Raw genomic sequence first — 16,633 nt, forward strand, 5'->3', positions numbered from 1 at the left:
AGATGAGAGTCAGTTCAAACTACACCCTTCGTCAAAACCCGCTTCCCGCGGACGCTGTTCAGGACGTGCGCTTCGAAGCGGGCTATTCATCGGCGTACGCGGATACCACGCGCTTACGCTAATGAATACGGTATGGCGCGCGTGACCACTCGGCCTCGCGCGCCAAATCAAGTCGGTAGCCGGCGCACCTCGCGCCGCTACCCCTAATCGCTTGATCAAGCGGACTACCACACGGCCGTCCGCTTTATCCGGAGGGAAGTTTGCCCATCCCACTGAAGGGTTCGCAAAGTGCCTGTCGTATCGTTGGGCCGTTAAGGCACCGGGCATGCTTTGCATCAGGCGTTCTTGCTCCTAAACCTTGGGCCGGGGCCGAGAGGCCACCGGCTGCTCACATCATGTGACGGATTCGCTGCTGCGGGTTATTCCCAGGACAGCGCGCCCCCCGTCTGATACTCGATCACACGCGTCTCGAAGAAGTTGCGTTCCTTCTTCAGGTCGATCATCTCGCTCATCCACGGGAACGGGTTTTCCTCGTTCGGGTACAGCGGATCGAGGCCGATCTGCTGGCAACGGCGGTTGCTGATGAAGCGCAGATAGCTCTTGAACATCGACGCGTTCAAACCCAGCACGCCGCGCGGCATCGTGTCTTCGGCGTAGCGGTATTCGAGTTCGACAGCCTGCTTGAACAGCTCGCGGATCTCGGCGCGGAATTCCGCGGTCCAGAGATGCGGATTCTCGAGCTTGATCTGGTTGATCAGGTCGATGCCGAAGTTGCAGTGCATCGACTCGTCGCGCAGGATGTACTGATATTGCTCTGCAGCACCCGTCATCTTGTTCTGGCGGCCGAGTGCGAGGATCTGCGTGAACCCGACATAGAAGAACAGGCCTTCCATGATGCAGGCGAACACGATCAGCGACTTCAGCAGCTTCTGATCCGCGTCGAGCGTGCCGGTCTTGAAGGCCGGATCCGTCAGCGTGTGGATGAACGGGATCAGGAATTCGTCCTTCGCGCGGATCGACGAGACCTCGTGATACGCGTTGAAGATCTCGCCTTCATCGAGACCGAGCGATTCGACAATGTATTGGTACGCGTGCGTGTGGATCGCTTCCTCGAACGCCTGGCGCAGCAGGAACTGCCGGCACTCGGGCGCCGTGATGTGGCGGTACGTGCCGAGCACGATGTTGTTCGCCGCGAGCGAATCGGCCGTCACGAAGAAGCCGAGGTTGCGCTTCACGATGCGGCGCTCGTCCTCGGTCAGACCGTTCGGGTCCTTCCACAGTGCGATGTCGCGGGACATGTTGATTTCCTGCGGCATCCAGTGGTTCGCGCAACCGGCCAGATACTTTTCCCACGCCCACTTGTACTTGAACGGCACCAGCTGATTCACGTCAGTCTGGCCGTTGATGATGCGCTTGTCGGCGACATTGACCCGCGCTTCCGAACCGCCGGCGGGAACAGCCGATGCTTGCGGCGGCACCGCAAGATCGCCTTCGAAAATGTCACGGACCTGATGGGCGGCAGGCGCAGCAGCCTGCATTCCGACAGCCATCCCGGCGGAGGTGCGCATCGCGTTTTGCTGCGCTCCGCTCGCGGGGGTTACGGCAGTCTTCTCGTCATCCCAGTTGAGCATAAATTCTCACCATCAATTTAGAACGGTTTGTACCATCTTTTCCTGAGCGATAAAAGGGTTCGCTCACGAAAAATCCTTTTTTCGATTCGCGTTGCGACCTCGATACAACACTTTGAGCAACGCATCGTCGTTCATGCAGCGCGCGATGTGAGTCGCGCTTGTATCGCGAGGTGCGCTCGACGCATCGAACGCTGATCGAAACGCGACGCCGTCGGGGATGTTTCGATCGCTTGTCACTGCCTGCAACGCAGGTGTCGCGTTACAGATTCCTTATCATTTTTTTAGTTGAGAGCGGCGCACACTTCAACCTCGATCGGTTGTCGTGTGCGCCGCCCGTGCCTGCTTCTCAGGTCAGGCGCACTGCGTTACTGGCACGCTTCGCACTCGTCGAAGCCCGGATCGCCCGGACGCATCGTGCACACCGGACCGTCTGCCTCGACCGGCGCGAGTGCCGGTGCTGCGTCGACTGCGCCCGACGACGATGCTGCGCCGCCCGCCGCGCCGAAGCCGCCGGCTGCGCCTTGCGCGCCGCCGCCGCTCGAACCGCCCGTCGGCACTGCGTTCAGCGCACCGTGTGCGACCGTCGACTTCTCGACGTGCGTCGCCGCCATCGTGCGGAGGTAGTAGGTCGTCTTCAGGCCGCGCAGCCATGCGAGCTTGTAGACCTCGTCGAGCTTCTTGCCCGACGCGCCGCCCATGTAGATGTTCAGCGACTGCGCCTGGTCGATCCACTTCTGGCGGCGCGATGCCGCTTCGACCAGCCACGTCGGGTCGACTTCGAACGCGGTCGCGTAGATCGCGCGCAGGTCGGCCGGGATGCGGTCGATGCGCGACAGCATGCCGTCGAAGTACTTCAGGTCGGAGACCATCACCTCGTCCCACAGGCCGCGTTCCTTCAGGTCGCGAACCAGGAACTCGTTCACCACCGTGAATTCGCCCGACAGGTTCGACTTCACGTACAGGTTCTGGAAGGTCGGTTCGATACAGGCCGACACGCCGATGATGTTCGAGATCGTCGCCGTCGGCGCGATCGCGACGCAGTTCGAGTTGCGCATGCCGTGCGCGGCGATCCGCGAACGCAGCGTCGTCCAGTCGAGCGACTCGGACGTGTCGACCTCGACGTAGCCGCCGCGCGCTTCAGCCAGCAGCTTCAGCGTGTCCTGCGGGAGGATGCCGCGATCCCACAGCGAGCCGCGGTAGCTCGAGTAGCGGCCGCGCTCTTCGGCCAGCTCGGTCGACGCGTAGTACGCGTAGTAGCAGACGGCTTCCATCGAACGGTCGGCGAACTCGACCGCCGCTTCCGACGCGTACGGCGTGCGCAGCAGGTGCAGGCAGTCCTGGAAGCCCATGATGCCCATGCCGACCGGGCGGTGCTTCAGGTTCGAGTTACGCGCCTTCGCCACCGCGTAGTAGTTGATGTCGATCACGTTGTCGAGCATGCGCATCGCGACGCTGATCGTGCGCTTCAGCTTGTCGTGGTCGAGCGCGTAGCTGCCGTCGGCCTGCTTCACCAGGTGGGCGACGAGGTTCACCGAGCCGAGGTTGCACACCGCGATTTCGGTGTCGCTCGTGTTCAGCGTGATTTCCGTGCACAGGTTCGACGAGTGGACGACGCCGACGTGCTGCTGCGGCGAGCGGACGTTGCACGGATCCTTGAACGTGATCCACGGGTGGCCCGTCTCGAACAGCATGCCGAGCATCTTGCGCCAGAGCTGCGCCGCCGGGATCTTCTTGAACAGCTTGATCTCGCCGCGCGCGACCTTGTCTTCGTAAGCCGTGTAAGCCGCCTCGAACTCCGTGCCGAACTTGTCGTGCAGGTCCGGGCAGGTCGACGGCGAGAACAGCGTCCAGTCGGCGCCTTCCATCACGCGCTTCATGAACAGGTCGGGAATCCAGTTCGCCGTGTTCATGTCGTGCGTACGGCGGCGGTCGTCACCGGTGTTCTTGCGCAGCTCGAGGAACTCCTCGATGTCGAGGTGCCACGATTCGAGGTACGCGCAGACCGCGCCCTTGCGCTTGCCGCCCTGGTTCACCGCGACGGCCGTGTCGTTCACGACCTTCAGGAACGGGACCACGCCTTGCGACTTGCCGTTCGTGCCCTTGATATGCGAGCCGAGTGCACGCACGCGCGTCCAGTCGTTGCCGAGACCGCCGGCGAACTTCGACAGCAGCGCGTTTTCCTTCAGCGCTTCATAGATGCCGTCGAGATCGTCCGCGACCGTCGTCAGGTAGCACGACGACAGCTGCGAGCGGTGCGTGCCCGAGTTGAACAGCGTCGGCGTCGAGCTCATGAAGTCGAAGCTCGACAGCACGTTGTAGAACTCGATCGCGCGCGTTTCGCGGTCGATCTCGTTCAGCGACAGGCCCATCGCGACGCGCATGAAGAATGCCTGCGGCATTTCGATGCGGGTGCCTTCGACGTGCAGGAAGTAGCGGTCGTACAGCGTCTGCAGGCCGAGGTAGCCGAACTGCAGGTCACGGTTCGCGTCGAGCGCTTCACCGAGGCGCTTCAGGTCGAACTGCAGCAGCTTGTCGTCGAGCAGGCCGGCGTCGACGCCGCGCTTCAGGAACTGCGGGAAGTATTCCGTGTAGCGGGCCGACATCTCGGCCTGCACGACTTCCTCGCCGAGGATCTCGCGACGGATCGTGTGCAGCAGGATGCGGGCCGTGACCTGGCTGTATGCCGGATCCTTTTCGATCATCGTGCGCGCTGCGAGGATCGCCGAGTCGTAGACCTGGCTCATCGGCACGCCGTCGTACAGGTTCTTCACCGTCTCCGCGACGATCGGGTCAGGGTTAACCGCAGCGCCGAGGCCGTCGCACGACGACACGATCAGCGCGCGCAGCGCGTTCAGATCGAGCGGGCGCGTCACGCCGTTGTCGACGACATTGATGCCGGTGCTCGACTCGGCGCCCGCTGCCGCTGCGTCCTCGCCCGCATTCTGGCGCTCGAGGTGACGCTTCTCGCGATACAGCACGTACGCACGCGCGACGTTGTGCTCGCCGCCGCGCATCAGCGCGAGTTCGACCTGGTCCTGGATGTCTTCGATATGGAACGTACCGCCGTTCGGGCGGCTGCGCACGAGCGCGCGGACGACGTTGTGCGTCAGCTGTTCGACCTGCTCGCGTACGCGCGCCGATGCCGCGCCCTGCCCGCCGTTGACGGCCAGGAAAGCCTTGGTCACCGCGATCGCGATCTTCGAGGGTTCGAACGACACGACGCTGCCGTTGCGGCGGATCACCTTGTAGTCGGCGAACGTGGCCTGCGGCGCGAGCGCCTTCGCGCCCTGTTCGGTCCCGCCGAGCGGACGGCTCGAGGCGCTCTCGTACTGGGACGTCGCGTTGTCGGTGGTTTGCATGTGCAAAGCTCCTGGTGTTGGATGGTGCGGAGAGAACCGCGGATTAAAACGAACGCTGCGCAATGCGGTGCGCGAGCGGTAAGAGGCGAGCGATGCGCCGGGGAAGCCGGTTCGGTCGATGCGCGACAACCTGGCCGGTCGTGTGCTTCGTCATGTATCCCCTGCCCCGTCGATGTTCGCTGCGCTGGTCGCGACGCCCGGACCGCCCGGCCTGACGCGCCGCCCTGAGAACCCTGTCCGCCGGCGTTGCCCGCCGGCCGGTGCCGCTCGGGTTTCCCCTGCGACACACACTATATCTAGTGCAGAACCGCTCAACTGGCACCAAGTATAGTGGACATTCGGAGGACGTCCAAACGGATAATTTGCACTGAAGGTATTGACATCACCCCCGCCCCGCGCAGGCTCAGACGTGACAAGGCATTGGTCGGAAAAAATTTTTTTCCCGGCTCAAAAACCCCGCGATCAGTGCTGACGGAAAGGAAAGTATTCGCCGGAAAAACCGGCATCGCTCGCGAAGCGTTGCCAATCGAAGTGCGGGCCCGGGTCGGTCTTGCGGCCCGGCGCGACGTCCGAGTGCCCCGCGAATGCGTCGACCGGATAGCGCGCCGCGAGCGCGCGGGAGAGCGCAGCCAGGACCGCGTATTGCGCATCGTCGAACGGCACGTCGTCGGCACCTTCGAGTTCGATGCCGATCGAGAAGTCGTTGCAGCGCGTCCGGCCGAAGAACTCGGACGAGCCCGCGTGCCACGCGCGCTCGTCGCACGACACGAACTGCACGAGCTCGCCGCCGCGGCGGATCAGGAAGTGCGCGGACACGCGCACGCCGCGCAGGTGGCTCTGGTAATAGGGGTGCGCATCGCAGTCGAGGCGGTTCAGGAACAGCGACTCGATCGCGTCGCCACCGAATTCACCGGGCGGCAGGCTGATGTTGTGGACGACCACGAGCGTCGGCACCGCACCCGCGGGCCGCATCTCGAAGTTCGGCGACGGCGCATGGCGCGCTTCGCGCACCCAGCCGTTTGCGTCGACCGACAACACCCGCGCGTCGCTCATCGCGCGTCGCGACCGCTTGCACGTGCGGCGTGGCGCTGCGCGTGCTCGGCGCTGCAGAAGTATTCGCCGCCTGCGGCGACCGCATCGCCCTTCGGCGCATGCACGCCGCATTCGGCGCAGCGCACCATCGGCTCGGGCAGCGATCGCATGTCGCCGTTCGGCCGCGCAGCCCCGGGGCCGCCGGCACCGGGCGCGCCGTCGTGACCGGCGCCGCGGCCGGTGCGCGCCTGCGCGTGCTCCTGCGCCTGGCGCAGCTTGCGTGCGAGCCACGAACCCGCGAAGAAGAGAAGAATCAGGAGAAGAATCTGTCGCATCGGAAACCTGCGTTCAAACCACGGAACGGTGCAGCAGCACCTCGAAAACGAACCGGCTGCCGACATACGCGAGCAGCAGCGCGGCGAACGACACGAGCACCCAGCGCGCGGCGCCGCGGCCACGCCAGCCCGACGTCTTGCGGGCGACCAGCAGGCCGCCGAACATCAGCCACGACAGGATCGCGAACACGGTCTTGTGGTCGAGCCGCAGCGCGCGCGCGTCGACCTGCTCGCTGAACAGGATGCCCGACGCGAGCGTCAGCGTGAGCAGCACGAAGCCGGCGCCGATCAGGCGGAACAGCAGCTTCTCGAGCGTGAGCAGCGGCGGCAGCGTTTCGAGCCAGCTCGCGATCCAGCCCGTCGAGCCGTCGCGCCCGCCGCTCCTCAGCGACTGCAGCCGCCGCTCGACCATCAGCATCAGGACCGCATGCAGCGCGGCGATCGCAAACAGCCCGTACGCGATGTTCGCGATCAGGAAGTGCAGCTTGAACAGCGGTGCTGCGGCATAAGGAAGCACCCGCACGCCGCCGAACACGAGCGGCAGCAGCGACGCGCCGCACGCGAGCGGCAGGACCAGCAGGCGCAGGCTGTCGAGCGGGAAGAAGAAGCTCTCGATCCAGTAGATGCCGGCACCGAGCCAGAACATCGCGGACAGCGCGAACGCGAAGCCGAACACCATCGAGTCGTTCGGAAAGATCGTCATGTGGAGCAGTACGCCGTGCGCGACGAGCGCGGCGAACAGCAGCGCGCGGCCGGCCCCGCTCATCCCGGACGCGGCGGACGCGGGAACCGGCACGGCCGGCACGCTCGCGACGAGCGGCGTCGCGCCCTGGCGATGCGTGCGCCAGCCTGCGACGGCGAGGCCGCCGTACAGGAATGCGGTGAGGGCATACAGTACAATATCCATGTTCGAAGTTTACACTAGGCCCCCTTCCCGCGACGGCTCCCTTTGTTCGGTTCCGCCGCGTCTTCGGGCCCCACTGTCCAACGCTCCCCATGCTCGACAATCTCACTCAACGGATGGCGCGCGTCGTCAAGACGCTGCGCGGCGAGGCCCGGCTTACCGAGGCGAACACCCAGGAGATGCTCCGCGAGGTGCGTCTCGCGCTGCTGGAGGCCGACGTCTCGCTGCCGGTCGTCCGCGAATTCATCGCCAAGGTCAAGGAAAAGGCGCTCGGCGAAGAAGTGATCAGCAGCCTGTCGCCGGGCCAGGCGCTCGTCGGCGTGGTCCAGAAGGAACTGACCGCCGTGATCGGCGGCGACTACGAAGGCAAGGCCGCCGAGCTGAACCTGGCAGTCACGCCGCCTGCCGTGATCCTGATGGCCGGCCTGCAGGGCGCGGGCAAGACCACGACCGCCGGCAAGCTCGCGAAGCTGCTGCGCGAGAAGTACAAGAAGAAGGTGCTGACGGTGTCGTGCGACGTGTATCGCCCGGCCGCCATCATGCAGCTGAAAACGGTGAGCGAACAGGTTGGCGCCGACTTCTTCCCGTCCACGCCGGACCAGAAACCCGTCGACATCGCGATCGCGGCCGTCGACTGGGCGAAGCGCCACTACCATGACGTGCTGATCGTCGACACGGCCGGCCGCCTCGGTATCGACGAGGCGATGATGCAGGAAATCGCCGCGCTGCACGGCACGCTGAAGCCGGCGGAAACGCTGTTCGTCGTCGACGCGATGCTCGGCCAGGACGCGGTCAACACCGCGAAGGCGTTCAACGACACGCTGCCGCTCACCGGCGTCGTGCTGACCAAGCTCGACGGCGACTCGCGCGGCGGCGCCGCGCTGTCGGTGCGCCACATCACGGGCAAGCCGATCAAGTTCGTCGGCGTCGCCGAGAAGCTCGACGGCCTGGAAGTGTTCCACCCGGACCGGATGGCGAACCGGATCCTCGGCATGGGCGACATTCTCGCGCTCGTCGAGGAGGCGCAGCGCGGCGTCGACGTTCAAGCTGCGCAGAAGCTCGCGGACAAGGTCAAGAAAGGCGGCGACTTCGACCTGAACGATTTCCGCGCGCAGATCTCGCAGATGAAGAACATGGGCGGCCTGTCGTCGCTGATGGACAAGCTGCCCGCGCAATTCCAGCAGGCGGCCGCCGGCGCCGACATGGGCCAGGCCGAGAAGCAGATCCGCCGGATGGAAGGCATCATCAGCTCGATGACGCCGGCCGAGCGTGCGAAACCCGAAATCATCAAGGCGACGCGCAAGCGCCGCATTGCAGCCGGCGCGGGCGTGCCGGTGCAGGAAGTCAACCGGATGCTGAACCAGTACGACCAGATGCGTACGATGATGAAGAAGCTGAAGGGCGGCAACATGCAGAAGATGATGCGCGGCCTGAAGGGCATGATGCCCGGCATGCGCTGATTCCGCCCGTCGGCCGGCGCGCGGGTTTTTGCTGTAGCGCGCGCCTGCCGTTCTGCTTCATTCTTATTTGTATACCGACTGCCCGCCAGAACACATGAACCGCGAAGAAGCCCTCCACATTTTCAACCACTCCGAAGAGATCGTGTCGGCCGATGCCGTCAACGCGTCGATCTCCAAGATGGCCGACGCGATCCGCGCCGAGATCGGCGACGCGTTTCCGCTCGTTCTCTCGGTGATGGGCGGCGCCGCGGTGTTTACCGGGATGCTGCTGCCGCATCTCGATTTCCCGCTCGAATTCGACTACATCCACCTGACCCGCTACCGCAACACGACGCAGGGCAGCCCGGAAATGCACTGGCGCGTCGCGCCGCGCGAATCGGTGAAGGATCGCATCGTGCTCGTGCTCGACGACATCCTCGACGAAGGCGAGACGATGGCCGCGATCCGCGACCGCATCCTCGACATGGGCGCGCAACGCTTCATGTCGGCCGTGCTGTGCGAGAAGACGCTCGCGAAGGCGAAGCCGCTGCACCCCGACTTCTGCGGCTTCTCGGTGCCCGACCGCTACGTGTTCGGCTGCGGGATGGACGCAAAGGGCTACTGGCGCAACCTGCCGACGATCCGCGCGCTGACCACCCACGTCTGATCGCCGCCCTGCCCGCTATATAAGAAAAGCGGCGCTCCGGTTTCCCGGAGCGCCGCTTTTTTTGTGCGTACGCCGCCCGCCCTATAACTGGTGCACGAACGCGCGAATGCCGGCCAGCAGCATCTCGACCGAGATCGCGACGAGCACGAGGCCCATCAGCCGCTCGAACGCGGCGACCGTCCGCTCGCCGAGCCACTGCTGGATCCGTTCGGCCAGCACCAGCGTGATCGCGCAGACGATCATCGTGACCGTCAGCGCCCCAACCCACTCGAGCATCTTGCCGGGCGCCTGCGACGTCAGCAGCATCACCGTCGCCAGCGCGGACGGCCCGGCGAGCGCCGGAATCGCGAGCGGCACGATGAACGGCTCGCCGCCCGCGCGCGGATCGCTGCCGAGTGCGCCATCCGGGTGCGGGAAGATCATCCGCAGCGCGATCAGGAACAGCACGATCCCGCCGCCGAGCCGCAGCGACAGGTCGGTGAGGTTCATCATCCGCAGGAAGCGGTCGCCGACCACCATGAAGAACAGCAGGATCACGAACGCGATCCCCACTTCACGCAGGATCAGCTTCACGCGCCGCTCGCGCGGCACATCCCGCATCGCCGAAATGAACAGCGGGATGTTGCCGAGCGGATCGGTGATCAGCACCAGGAGCACGGTGGCCGACAGGAACGTGTATTCCATCGTGTCCCCCGGTCGCCGTGCTTAGCGTGCGAGCGCGGCGCGGATCTTCTCCGCGACCGTCGCCGCGGCCGCTTCGGCCGGCAGCAGCGTCGCTTCGGCGTCGCGGCGGCCCTGGTACTCGATCTTGCCTTCCTTCAGGCCGCGCTCGCCGATCACGAGGCGGTGCGGCACGCCGATCAGCTCCCAGTCGGCGAACATCACGCCCGGGCGCTCGCCGCGATCGTCGAGGATCACGTCGATGCCGGCCGCGACGAGTTCCGCGTACAGCTTGTCGGCGGTCTCGCGCACCATCTCGCTGCGGTCATAGCCCATCGGGCACAGCACGACTTCGAACGGCGCGATCGACTCCGGCCAGATGATGCCCTTGTCGTCGAAGTTCTGTTCGATCGCCGCGCCGAGAATGCGCGTGACGCCGACGCCGTAGCAGCCCATCAGCATCGGCTGCGGCTTGCCCGACTCGTCGAGGAACGTCGCACCCATCGCTTCCGAGTACTTGGTGCCGAGCTGGAACACGTGGCCGACTTCGATGCCGCGGCAGATGTCGATCACACCCTTGCCGTCCGGCGACGCGTCGCCCTTCTTCACGTTGCGCACGTCGGCGACGTCCGGTTCCGGCAGGTCGCGGCCCCAGTTCACGCCGGCGATGTGATAGTCGACCTCGTTCGCACCGACGACGAAATCGCTCATGTTCGCGACCGTGCGGTCCGCGATCACCTTCACGGGCTTCTTCGTGCCGACCGGGCCGAGGTAGCCCGGCGGCGTGCCGAACCACTCGACGATTTCCTGCTCGGTCGCGAAGCGGTGGTTCTTCAGGCCCGGCAGCTTCGATACCTTGATCTCGTTCAGGTCGTGGTCGCCGCGCAGCATCACCAGCCAGATGGTCGGCTCGGCGCCTTCGTTGTCGGTCGCGAGCACGATCGACTTGATCGTGCGCTCGAGCGGGATCGCCAGCAGTTCGGCGACGGCCTCGCACTTCGCCTTGCCGGGCGTCGCGACCTTTTCCATCGCTTCGGCCGGCGCCGCGCGCTCGGGCGTCAGCGGCAGCGCTTCAGCCGCCTCGATGTTCGCTGCGAACTCGGAGGTCGGGCAGTAGGCGATCGCGTCCTCGCCGGTATCGGCGATCACGTGGAACTCGTGCGAGAAGTTGCCGCCGATCGAGCCGCTGTCGGCCGCGACCGCACGGAATTCGAGGCCGAGGCGCGTGAAGATGCGCACGTACGCGTCGTACATCTTGCGATACGACTCGTTCAGGCCGGCCGCGTCCTTGTCGAACGAATACGCGTCCTTCATGATGAATTCGCGGCCACGCATCACGCCGAAGCGCGGACGGATCTCGTCGCGGAACTTCGTCTGGATCTGGTAGAAGTTCACCGGCATCTGCCGGTAGCTCTTGATCTGGTTGCGCGCGATGTCGGTGATGACTTCCTCGTGCGTCGGCCCGATCACGAAGTCGTTGTCCTTGCGGTCCTTGAAGCGCAGCAGCTCGGGGCCGTACTGTTCCCAGCGGCCCGATTCCTGCCACAGCTCGGCCGGCTGCACGGCTGGCATCAGCAGCTCGATGGCGCCCGCCCGGTTCATTTCCTCGCGCACGATCGCCTCGACCTTGCGAATCGAACGCAGGCCGACCGGCAGGTAGTTATAGATGCCGCCGGCGACGCGACGGATCATGCCGGCGCGGACCATCAGCTTGTGGCTGACGATCTCTGCGTCGGCGGGAGCTTCTTTCAGGGTGCCGATAAAGAAACGGGAAGCTTTCATGCGGACGGTTCCAAAAACGGCGCCCCCAGGCGGGGCGCCCGAAAAAGTTTCAAGGTGAAAAAGCTGCGCGCGACGAACGACGATGGCGCAGATGACGTAGCAGACTAATCAGGGACAATTCAGCCGGTGTACCCCGCGCGGATTCGCTCCGTCACGGTGCGCAGCGCCCGTTATCTGTTTATAATCAAAGCAATTTTAAAGGATTCGAAGGTGGTTGTATGCTGGATCGTGAAGGCTTTCGCCCGAACGTCGGCATCATCCTCTTGAACGCGCGCAACGAGGTGTTTTGGGGCAAGCGGCTCCGCGAGCATTCCTGGCAGTTTCCTCAAGGTGGGATCAAGTATGGCGAGACCCCCATGCAGGCGATGTACCGGGAGTTGCACGAGGAAACGGGCCTGCATCCGGAACACGTCAAGATAATCGGCCGCACTCGCGACTGGTTGCGTTACGAGGTGCCTGACAAGTTCATTAAACGCGAAGTACGCGGTCATTACCGCGGCCAGAAGCAGATCTGGTTCCTGCTGCGGATGGTTGGACGCGATTGCGACATTTGCTTGCGCGCGACCGACCACCCGGAGTTCGATGCGTGGCGCTGGAACGAGTACTGGGTGCCGCTCGATGCGGTGATCGAGTTCAAGCGGGATGTCTATCAGTTGGCGCTGACGGAACTGTCGCGCTTCCTGCGCCGCCCGGCGCAGCGAGCCGAGAAGCCGCGCGGGCCGCGAATGTCGCGCTATCCGCGCGTCATTGGCGTACAGGCCCAGCAGACGCTGACGATTGTCGACACATCGGTAGTCTGTTCGGAGATCGAAGTGGAAGCGGGCACGCTCGACGAGATGCCGCCCCACGTGATCGTCGGCAAATGACGAGTCGGACTGCATGACCGGGCGCGACCTTGGTGTCGCGCCCTTTTTTTACGAGGAATGCATATTGAAAGCGATTGCTCTCGCGCTCGCATCGATCGCCGCGATGGCTGCCCTGGCCGGCTGCGCGAATTCGAAAGCGCCGTCCAACAAGGATGACAGCGAATTCGTGTACCTGCTCGACCGCCAGGGGACCTGGAAGGAAAACACGGTCGACACGCTGCCGCCGCTGCCGCAAACAGGCGACCTGCTGCCGTTCAACGTCTCGCAGAACACACCGCTCAAGTTCTTCGTCGATGCGAAGTCGCTCGACGTCGGCACCGACGGCGTCGTGCGCTACGCAGTCGTCATCACGAGCCCGGCCGGCGCGCGCAACGTGAACTACGAAGGCATTCGCTGCGACACGTACGAATGGCGCCAGTACGCCGGCCTGGACTCCGATCACAACGGCTGGGACCGCACGGTCGAGAACGACTGGCGACGCATCGAGAACGGCGAGCTGAACGCCTATCACTCGGCGCTCTATCAGGACTACTTCTGCGCGAACAAGATGCCGCAGGGCTCGACCCGGCAGATCCTGGAAAACATCCGGTTCCATCGCACCGCGATGACGCAGTTGCGCTGACGGTGCGCGATGCGGGTCGCCCGCATCGTCCCGCCGCATGAAAAGAGCCCGCATCACGCGGGCTTTTTTATTGGACTGCCGGGACTGCCGATACCGTGGCCGGCGATCACACCAGCACGAGGTTGTCGCGATGAATCAGTTCGGGCTCCAGCATGTAGCCGAGCACGGTCTCGATCTCGCCACTCGGCTTGCGGTGAATCAGCTTCGTTTCCGCGCTGCTGTAGTTCGTGAGCCCGCGCGCCACTTCGCGCCCGTCAGGCCCGACGCACGCGATCACCTCGCCGCGCGCGAACGCGCCCTGCACGTCGATCACGCCGATCGGCAGCAGGCTCTTGCCGCCATCCGTCAGCTTTTCGACCGCGCCGGCGTCGATCACGACATGGCCGCGCACCTGCAGATGATCGGCCATCCATTGTTTGCGCGCCGCCATCCGCGCAGTGCGCGCGATCAGCTGCGTGCCGATCGCCTCGCCAGCCGCCAGGCGCACGAGCACGTCGGATTCGCGGCCGCTCGCGATCACGGTATTCGCGCCGCTATGTGCCGCACGCTTCGCCGCGAGGATCTTCGTCAGCATCCCGCCGCGGCCGAGGCTCGAACCGGCACCGCCGGCCATCGCCTCGAGTTCGGGCGCGCCCGCATTGGCCTCGGCGACGAGCGTCGCGTTCGGATCCTTGCGCGGATCGGCCGTGAACAGCCCCGACTGGTCGGTCAGGATGATCAGCGCATCGCCTTCGATCAGGTTCGCGACGAGCGCGCCGAGCGTGTCGTTGTCGCCGAACTTGATTTCGTCGGTGACGACGGTGTCGTTCTCGTTGATGATCGGCACGACGCCGAGCCGCAGCAGCGTGAGCAGCGTCGACCGCGCATTCAGGTAGCGCTCGCGATCGGCCAGGTCGGCATGCGTGAGCAGGATCTGCGCGGTGCGGATGTCATGCTCGGTGAAGCGGCTCTCGTAGACTTGCGCGAGCCCCATCTGGCCGACCGCCGCAGCGGCCTGCAACTCGTCGATTTCCCGCGGCCGCTTGCTCCAGCCGAGCCGCTGCATCCCCTCGGCAATCGCGCCCGAACTGACGAGCACGACTTCCTTGCCCTGCGCACGCAACGCGGCGATCTGGGCTGCCCAGCGGCCGATTGCAGCATGATCGAGCCCCTTGCCGTCGTTGGTCACGAGGCTGGAACCCACCTTCACCACCAATCGCTTCGAATCCGCGATGATCGAACGCATCCTGCACTGTCTCCTGTATCTGATGCCTGCCCGGCCGGGCGCGATTGAACGTCGACGCCGGGCGGCACGCCCGGCGCATGACGGCACCGCTCAGGCGTCGTCGCCCGGCACCGCATCGCCCTTCGCCGGCGGCGCATCGCGGAATCGCACGTCGGCCGCGAGATCTTCCGCCTCCGCCGCACGGTGCGCGTCCGAATGTTCGGACAGGTAATCGTAGATCGCGTAGCACAGCGCTTCGCAGCCCTGGCCCGTCAACGCCGAAATCTCGAACACGGGGCCGTTCCAGCCGAAACGGTCGAGGAAATCGGCAACGCGTGCCTCGCGCTCGTCTTCCGGCACCATGTCGAGCTTGTTGAGCACGAGCCAGCGCGGCTTCTCGTACAGCGCTTCGTCGTACTTGCGCAGCTCACCGACGATCGCGGTTGCTTCCGCGACCGGATCGACGGTTTCGTCGAACGGCGCGAGATCGACCAGATGCAGCAGCACGCCGGTGCGCTGCAGGTGGCGCAGGAACTGATGCCCGAGGCCCGCGCCTTCGGCCGCGCCCTCGATCAGCCCCGGAATGTCGGCGATCACGAAGCTCTTGCTCGGGCCCACGCGCACCACGCCGAGGTTCGGCGCGAGCGTGGTGAACGGGTAGTCGGCGATCTTCGGCCGCGCATTCGACACCGACGAGATGAACGTCGACTTGCCTGCGTTCGGCATGCCGAGCAGGCCAACGTCGGCGAGCACCTTCAGCTCGAGCTTCAGCATGCGCCGCTCGCCCGGCTTGCCGTCCGTCTTCTGGCGCGGCGCACGGTTCGTGCTCGACTTGAAATGCAGGTTGCCGAGGCCGCCGGAGCCGCCCTGCGCGAGCATCACCTGCTGGTCGTGCTCGGTCAGGTCGGCGATCAGCTCGCCGGTATCCATGTCGTTGATGATCGTGCCGACCGGCATGCGCAGCGTGACGTCGTCGCCGCCCTTGCCGTAGCAATCCGAGCCGCGGCCGTTCTCGCCGTTGCGCGCCAGATGCTTCTTCGCGTATCGGTAGTCGATCAGCGTGTTGATGTTGCGGTCGGCGATCGCGTAGACGCTGCCGCCCCGGCCGCCGTCGCCGCCGTCCGGCCCGCCGAACGGGACGAACTTCTCGCGGCGCATCGACGCGCTGCCATCACCCCCGTCTCCGGCGATGACTTCGATTCGTGCTTCGTCAATGAACTTCATTCGTCACTCCGCCCAGTATTTCCGCTATTGTGCCGCGCGCCGGCACGCTTGAACAATCTGCCATTCGGCCGATCGTACGCCGGTTGCGCGAGGGTCGCCGGCACGCACCTGCGCCCGGCGACCAAATAAAAAAAGGCCCCGCGAAGACTGCGGGGCCTTTCGGCTACGAAGCCCGTGGGTGCCTGACTTAGGCAGCCGCCGGGACGACGATGACCAGATGCTTCTTGTCCGCGCCCTTGGTCGCGAACTTGACGTGACCGTCAACCAGCGCGAACAGGGTGTGATCCTTGCCCATGCCGACGTTCTCGCCTGCGTGCATGCGCGTACCGCGCTGACGCACGATGATGCCGCCGGCATTGATTGCCTGGCCGCCGTACACTTTCACGCCGAGACGTTTCGACTCGGAGTCGCGGCCGTTCCGGGAAGAGCCGCCTGCCTTTTTGTGTGCCATCTGATTGCTCCTTTACCGAGGCGCTTACGCGTTGATCGCGTCGATGCGCAGCTCAGTGTAGTTCTGGCGGTGGCCGCCGTGCTTTTGGTAGTGCTTCCGGCGACGCATCTTGAAGATGGTGACCTTGGCATGACGACCGTGCGACACAACGGTGGCCTTGACGGAAGCCCCACTGACCAGCGGCGTACCGAACTTAATCGATTCGCCTTCGCCCACTGCGAGAACCTGGTCGAGCGTGATTTCAGCGTCAATGTCAGCCGGTATCTGTTCTACTTTGAGTTTTTCGCCAACGGCAACTTTGTACTGCTTGCCGCCGGTTTTTATGACCGCGTACATTGAGAACCTCACTCTGGATCCAAATTTTCCGCACACCACGCGCGGAAAACACGTGATTATACATGGGGTTAGCACTGAAGTCAAAACCGATCGACGATTGCCGCGCGCGGGCCTCGGCCGA

Annotated in this window: 16 protein-coding genes; 4 read left to right on the plus strand and 12 right to left on the minus strand. The window is 64.8% G+C overall.

Annotated features, from left to right (window positions below; all coding sequences use genetic code 11):
- Positions 1 to 9 precede the first annotated feature (9 nt).
- The 6 genes from BLA15945_RS21210 to BLA15945_RS21235 all read right to left on the minus strand — a co-directional run bounded on the left by BLA15945_RS21210 (position 10) and on the right by BLA15945_RS21235 (position 7,264).
- Positions 10 to 336, minus strand: a complete 327-nt coding sequence (locus tag BLA15945_RS21210; RefSeq protein WP_081051883.1) for a hypothetical protein — start codon at positions 334 to 336, stop codon at positions 10 to 12.
- Between the two features lie 83 nt (positions 337 to 419).
- Positions 420 to 1,631 carry a ribonucleotide-diphosphate reductase subunit beta gene (locus tag BLA15945_RS21215; protein ID WP_059236263.1) on the minus strand — a complete coding sequence of 404 codons (1,212 nt, stop codon included), beginning with the start codon at positions 1,629 to 1,631 and terminating at the stop codon, positions 420 to 422.
- A 365-nt stretch (positions 1,632 to 1,996) separates the two neighbouring features.
- Positions 1,997 to 4,990 (minus strand): ribonucleoside-diphosphate reductase subunit alpha, encoded by a 2,994-nt coding sequence (locus tag BLA15945_RS21220; RefSeq protein ID WP_059236265.1) that lies wholly within the window; start codon positions 4,988 to 4,990, stop codon positions 1,997 to 1,999.
- A gap of 462 nt (positions 4,991 to 5,452) precedes the next feature.
- Positions 5,453 to 6,043 carry a 1,6-anhydro-N-acetylmuramyl-L-alanine amidase AmpD gene (ampD, locus tag BLA15945_RS21225; RefSeq protein ID WP_174993292.1) on the minus strand — a complete coding sequence of 197 codons (591 nt, stop codon included), beginning with the start codon at positions 6,041 to 6,043 and terminating at the stop codon, positions 5,453 to 5,455.
- A complete protein-coding gene (locus BLA15945_RS21230) occupies positions 6,040 to 6,357 on the minus strand; it encodes a PP0621 family protein (protein WP_059236269.1) in 318 nt (105 codons plus the stop codon). The genes ampD and BLA15945_RS21230 overlap by 4 nt, the downstream gene beginning before the upstream one ends.
- Positions 6,358 to 6,370: 13 nt before the next feature.
- Entirely contained in the window at positions 6,371 to 7,264 is an 894-nt protein-coding gene (locus BLA15945_RS21235) for a cytochrome C assembly family protein (RefSeq protein WP_059236271.1), read from the minus strand.
- Positions 7,265 to 7,353: 89 nt separating this feature from the next.
- On the opposite strand from BLA15945_RS21235, the gene ffh reads away from it, so the two are divergent.
- Both ffh and BLA15945_RS21245 read left to right on the plus strand, forming a co-directional pair.
- Entirely contained in the window at positions 7,354 to 8,721 is a 1,368-nt protein-coding gene (gene ffh, locus BLA15945_RS21240) for a signal recognition particle protein (RefSeq protein WP_034186376.1), read from the plus strand.
- 94 nt (positions 8,722 to 8,815) lie between these two features.
- Positions 8,816 to 9,367: a hypoxanthine-guanine phosphoribosyltransferase gene (locus BLA15945_RS21245; RefSeq protein WP_059236272.1), complete on the plus strand. Its 552-nt coding sequence runs from the start codon at positions 8,816 to 8,818 to the stop codon at positions 9,365 to 9,367.
- Positions 9,368 to 9,448: 81 nt separating this feature from the next.
- On the opposite strand, the gene BLA15945_RS21250 is transcribed toward BLA15945_RS21245, so the two are convergent.
- Together BLA15945_RS21250 and BLA15945_RS21255 are read right to left on the minus strand one after the other, a co-directional pair.
- On the minus strand, positions 9,449 to 10,051 hold the full coding sequence (locus BLA15945_RS21250) for a MarC family protein (RefSeq protein WP_059236275.1): 603 nt from the start codon (positions 10,049 to 10,051) through the stop codon (positions 9,449 to 9,451).
- A gap of 21 nt (positions 10,052 to 10,072) precedes the next feature.
- A complete protein-coding gene (locus BLA15945_RS21255; protein WP_174993293.1) occupies positions 10,073 to 11,809 on the minus strand; it encodes a proline--tRNA ligase in 1,737 nt (578 codons plus the stop codon).
- 218 nt (positions 11,810 to 12,027) lie between these two features.
- On the opposite strand from BLA15945_RS21255, the gene BLA15945_RS21260 reads away from it, so the two are divergent.
- The gene (locus tag BLA15945_RS21260; protein ID WP_059236279.1) at positions 12,028 to 12,675 is read left to right on the plus strand and encodes an RNA pyrophosphohydrolase; all 648 of its coding nucleotides are present in this window, start codon (positions 12,028 to 12,030) and stop codon (positions 12,673 to 12,675) included.
- Positions 12,676 to 12,688: 13 nt separating this feature from the next.
- Complete coding sequence (locus BLA15945_RS21265; protein ID WP_059236281.1) at positions 12,689 to 13,297, plus strand: CNP1-like family protein; 609 nt, start codon at positions 12,689 to 12,691, stop codon at positions 13,295 to 13,297.
- Between the two features lie 106 nt (positions 13,298 to 13,403).
- On the opposite strand, the gene proB is transcribed toward BLA15945_RS21265, so the two are convergent.
- The 4 genes from proB to rplU all read right to left on the minus strand — a co-directional run bounded on the left by proB (position 13,404) and on the right by rplU (position 16,512).
- The gene (proB, locus tag BLA15945_RS21270; RefSeq protein ID WP_059236283.1) at positions 13,404 to 14,522 is read right to left on the minus strand and encodes a glutamate 5-kinase; all 1,119 of its coding nucleotides are present in this window, start codon (positions 14,520 to 14,522) and stop codon (positions 13,404 to 13,406) included.
- A gap of 90 nt (positions 14,523 to 14,612) precedes the next feature.
- Entirely contained in the window at positions 14,613 to 15,725 is a 1,113-nt protein-coding gene (obgE, locus tag BLA15945_RS21275; RefSeq protein WP_174993294.1) for a GTPase ObgE, read from the minus strand.
- A gap of 187 nt (positions 15,726 to 15,912) precedes the next feature.
- A complete protein-coding gene (gene rpmA, locus BLA15945_RS21280) occupies positions 15,913 to 16,176 on the minus strand; it encodes a 50S ribosomal protein L27 (protein WP_006476999.1) in 264 nt (87 codons plus the stop codon).
- A 24-nt stretch (positions 16,177 to 16,200) separates the two neighbouring features.
- The gene (gene rplU, locus BLA15945_RS21285; protein WP_006025184.1) at positions 16,201 to 16,512 is read right to left on the minus strand and encodes a 50S ribosomal protein L21; all 312 of its coding nucleotides are present in this window, start codon (positions 16,510 to 16,512) and stop codon (positions 16,201 to 16,203) included.
- Positions 16,513 to 16,633 lie beyond the last annotated feature (121 nt).

The organism is Burkholderia arboris (genome assembly GCF_902499125.1).
GTDB classification, from domain to species: domain Bacteria; phylum Pseudomonadota; class Gammaproteobacteria; order Burkholderiales; family Burkholderiaceae; genus Burkholderia; species Burkholderia arboris.

Coding starts and splice junctions, on each gene's coding strand:
- BLA15945_RS21210 (WP_081051883.1), bottom strand. CDS start 336: ATGCAAAGCATGCCCGGTGCCTTAACGGCCCAACGATACGACAGGCAC.
- BLA15945_RS21215 (WP_059236263.1), bottom strand. CDS start 1,631: ATGCTCAACTGGGATGACGAGAAGACTGCCGTAACCCCCGCGAGCGGA.
- BLA15945_RS21220 (WP_059236265.1), bottom strand. CDS start 4,990: ATGCAAACCACCGACAACGCGACGTCCCAGTACGAGAGCGCCTCGAGC.
- ampD (WP_174993292.1), bottom strand. CDS start 6,043: ATGAGCGACGCGCGGGTGTTGTCGGTCGACGCAAACGGCTGGGTGCGC.
- BLA15945_RS21230 (WP_059236269.1), bottom strand. CDS start 6,357: ATGCGACAGATTCTTCTCCTGATTCTTCTCTTCTTCGCGGGTTCGTGG.
- BLA15945_RS21235 (WP_059236271.1), bottom strand. CDS start 7,264: ATGGATATTGTACTGTATGCCCTCACCGCATTCCTGTACGGCGGCCTC.
- ffh (WP_034186376.1), top strand. CDS start 7,354: ATGCTCGACAATCTCACTCAACGGATGGCGCGCGTCGTCAAGACGCTG.
- BLA15945_RS21245 (WP_059236272.1), top strand. CDS start 8,816: ATGAACCGCGAAGAAGCCCTCCACATTTTCAACCACTCCGAAGAGATC.
- BLA15945_RS21250 (WP_059236275.1), bottom strand. CDS start 10,051: ATGGAATACACGTTCCTGTCGGCCACCGTGCTCCTGGTGCTGATCACC.
- BLA15945_RS21255 (WP_174993293.1), bottom strand. CDS start 11,809: ATGAAAGCTTCCCGTTTCTTTATCGGCACCCTGAAAGAAGCTCCCGCC.
- BLA15945_RS21260 (WP_059236279.1), top strand. CDS start 12,028: ATGCTGGATCGTGAAGGCTTTCGCCCGAACGTCGGCATCATCCTCTTG.
- BLA15945_RS21265 (WP_059236281.1), top strand. CDS start 12,689: ATGACCGGGCGCGACCTTGGTGTCGCGCCCTTTTTTTACGAGGAATGC.
- proB (WP_059236283.1), bottom strand. CDS start 14,522: ATGCGTTCGATCATCGCGGATTCGAAGCGATTGGTGGTGAAGGTGGGT.
- obgE (WP_174993294.1), bottom strand. CDS start 15,725: ATGAAGTTCATTGACGAAGCACGAATCGAAGTCATCGCCGGAGACGGG.
- rpmA (WP_006476999.1), bottom strand. CDS start 16,176: ATGGCACACAAAAAGGCAGGCGGCTCTTCCCGGAACGGCCGCGACTCC.
- rplU (WP_006025184.1), bottom strand. CDS start 16,512: ATGTACGCGGTCATAAAAACCGGCGGCAAGCAGTACAAAGTTGCCGTT.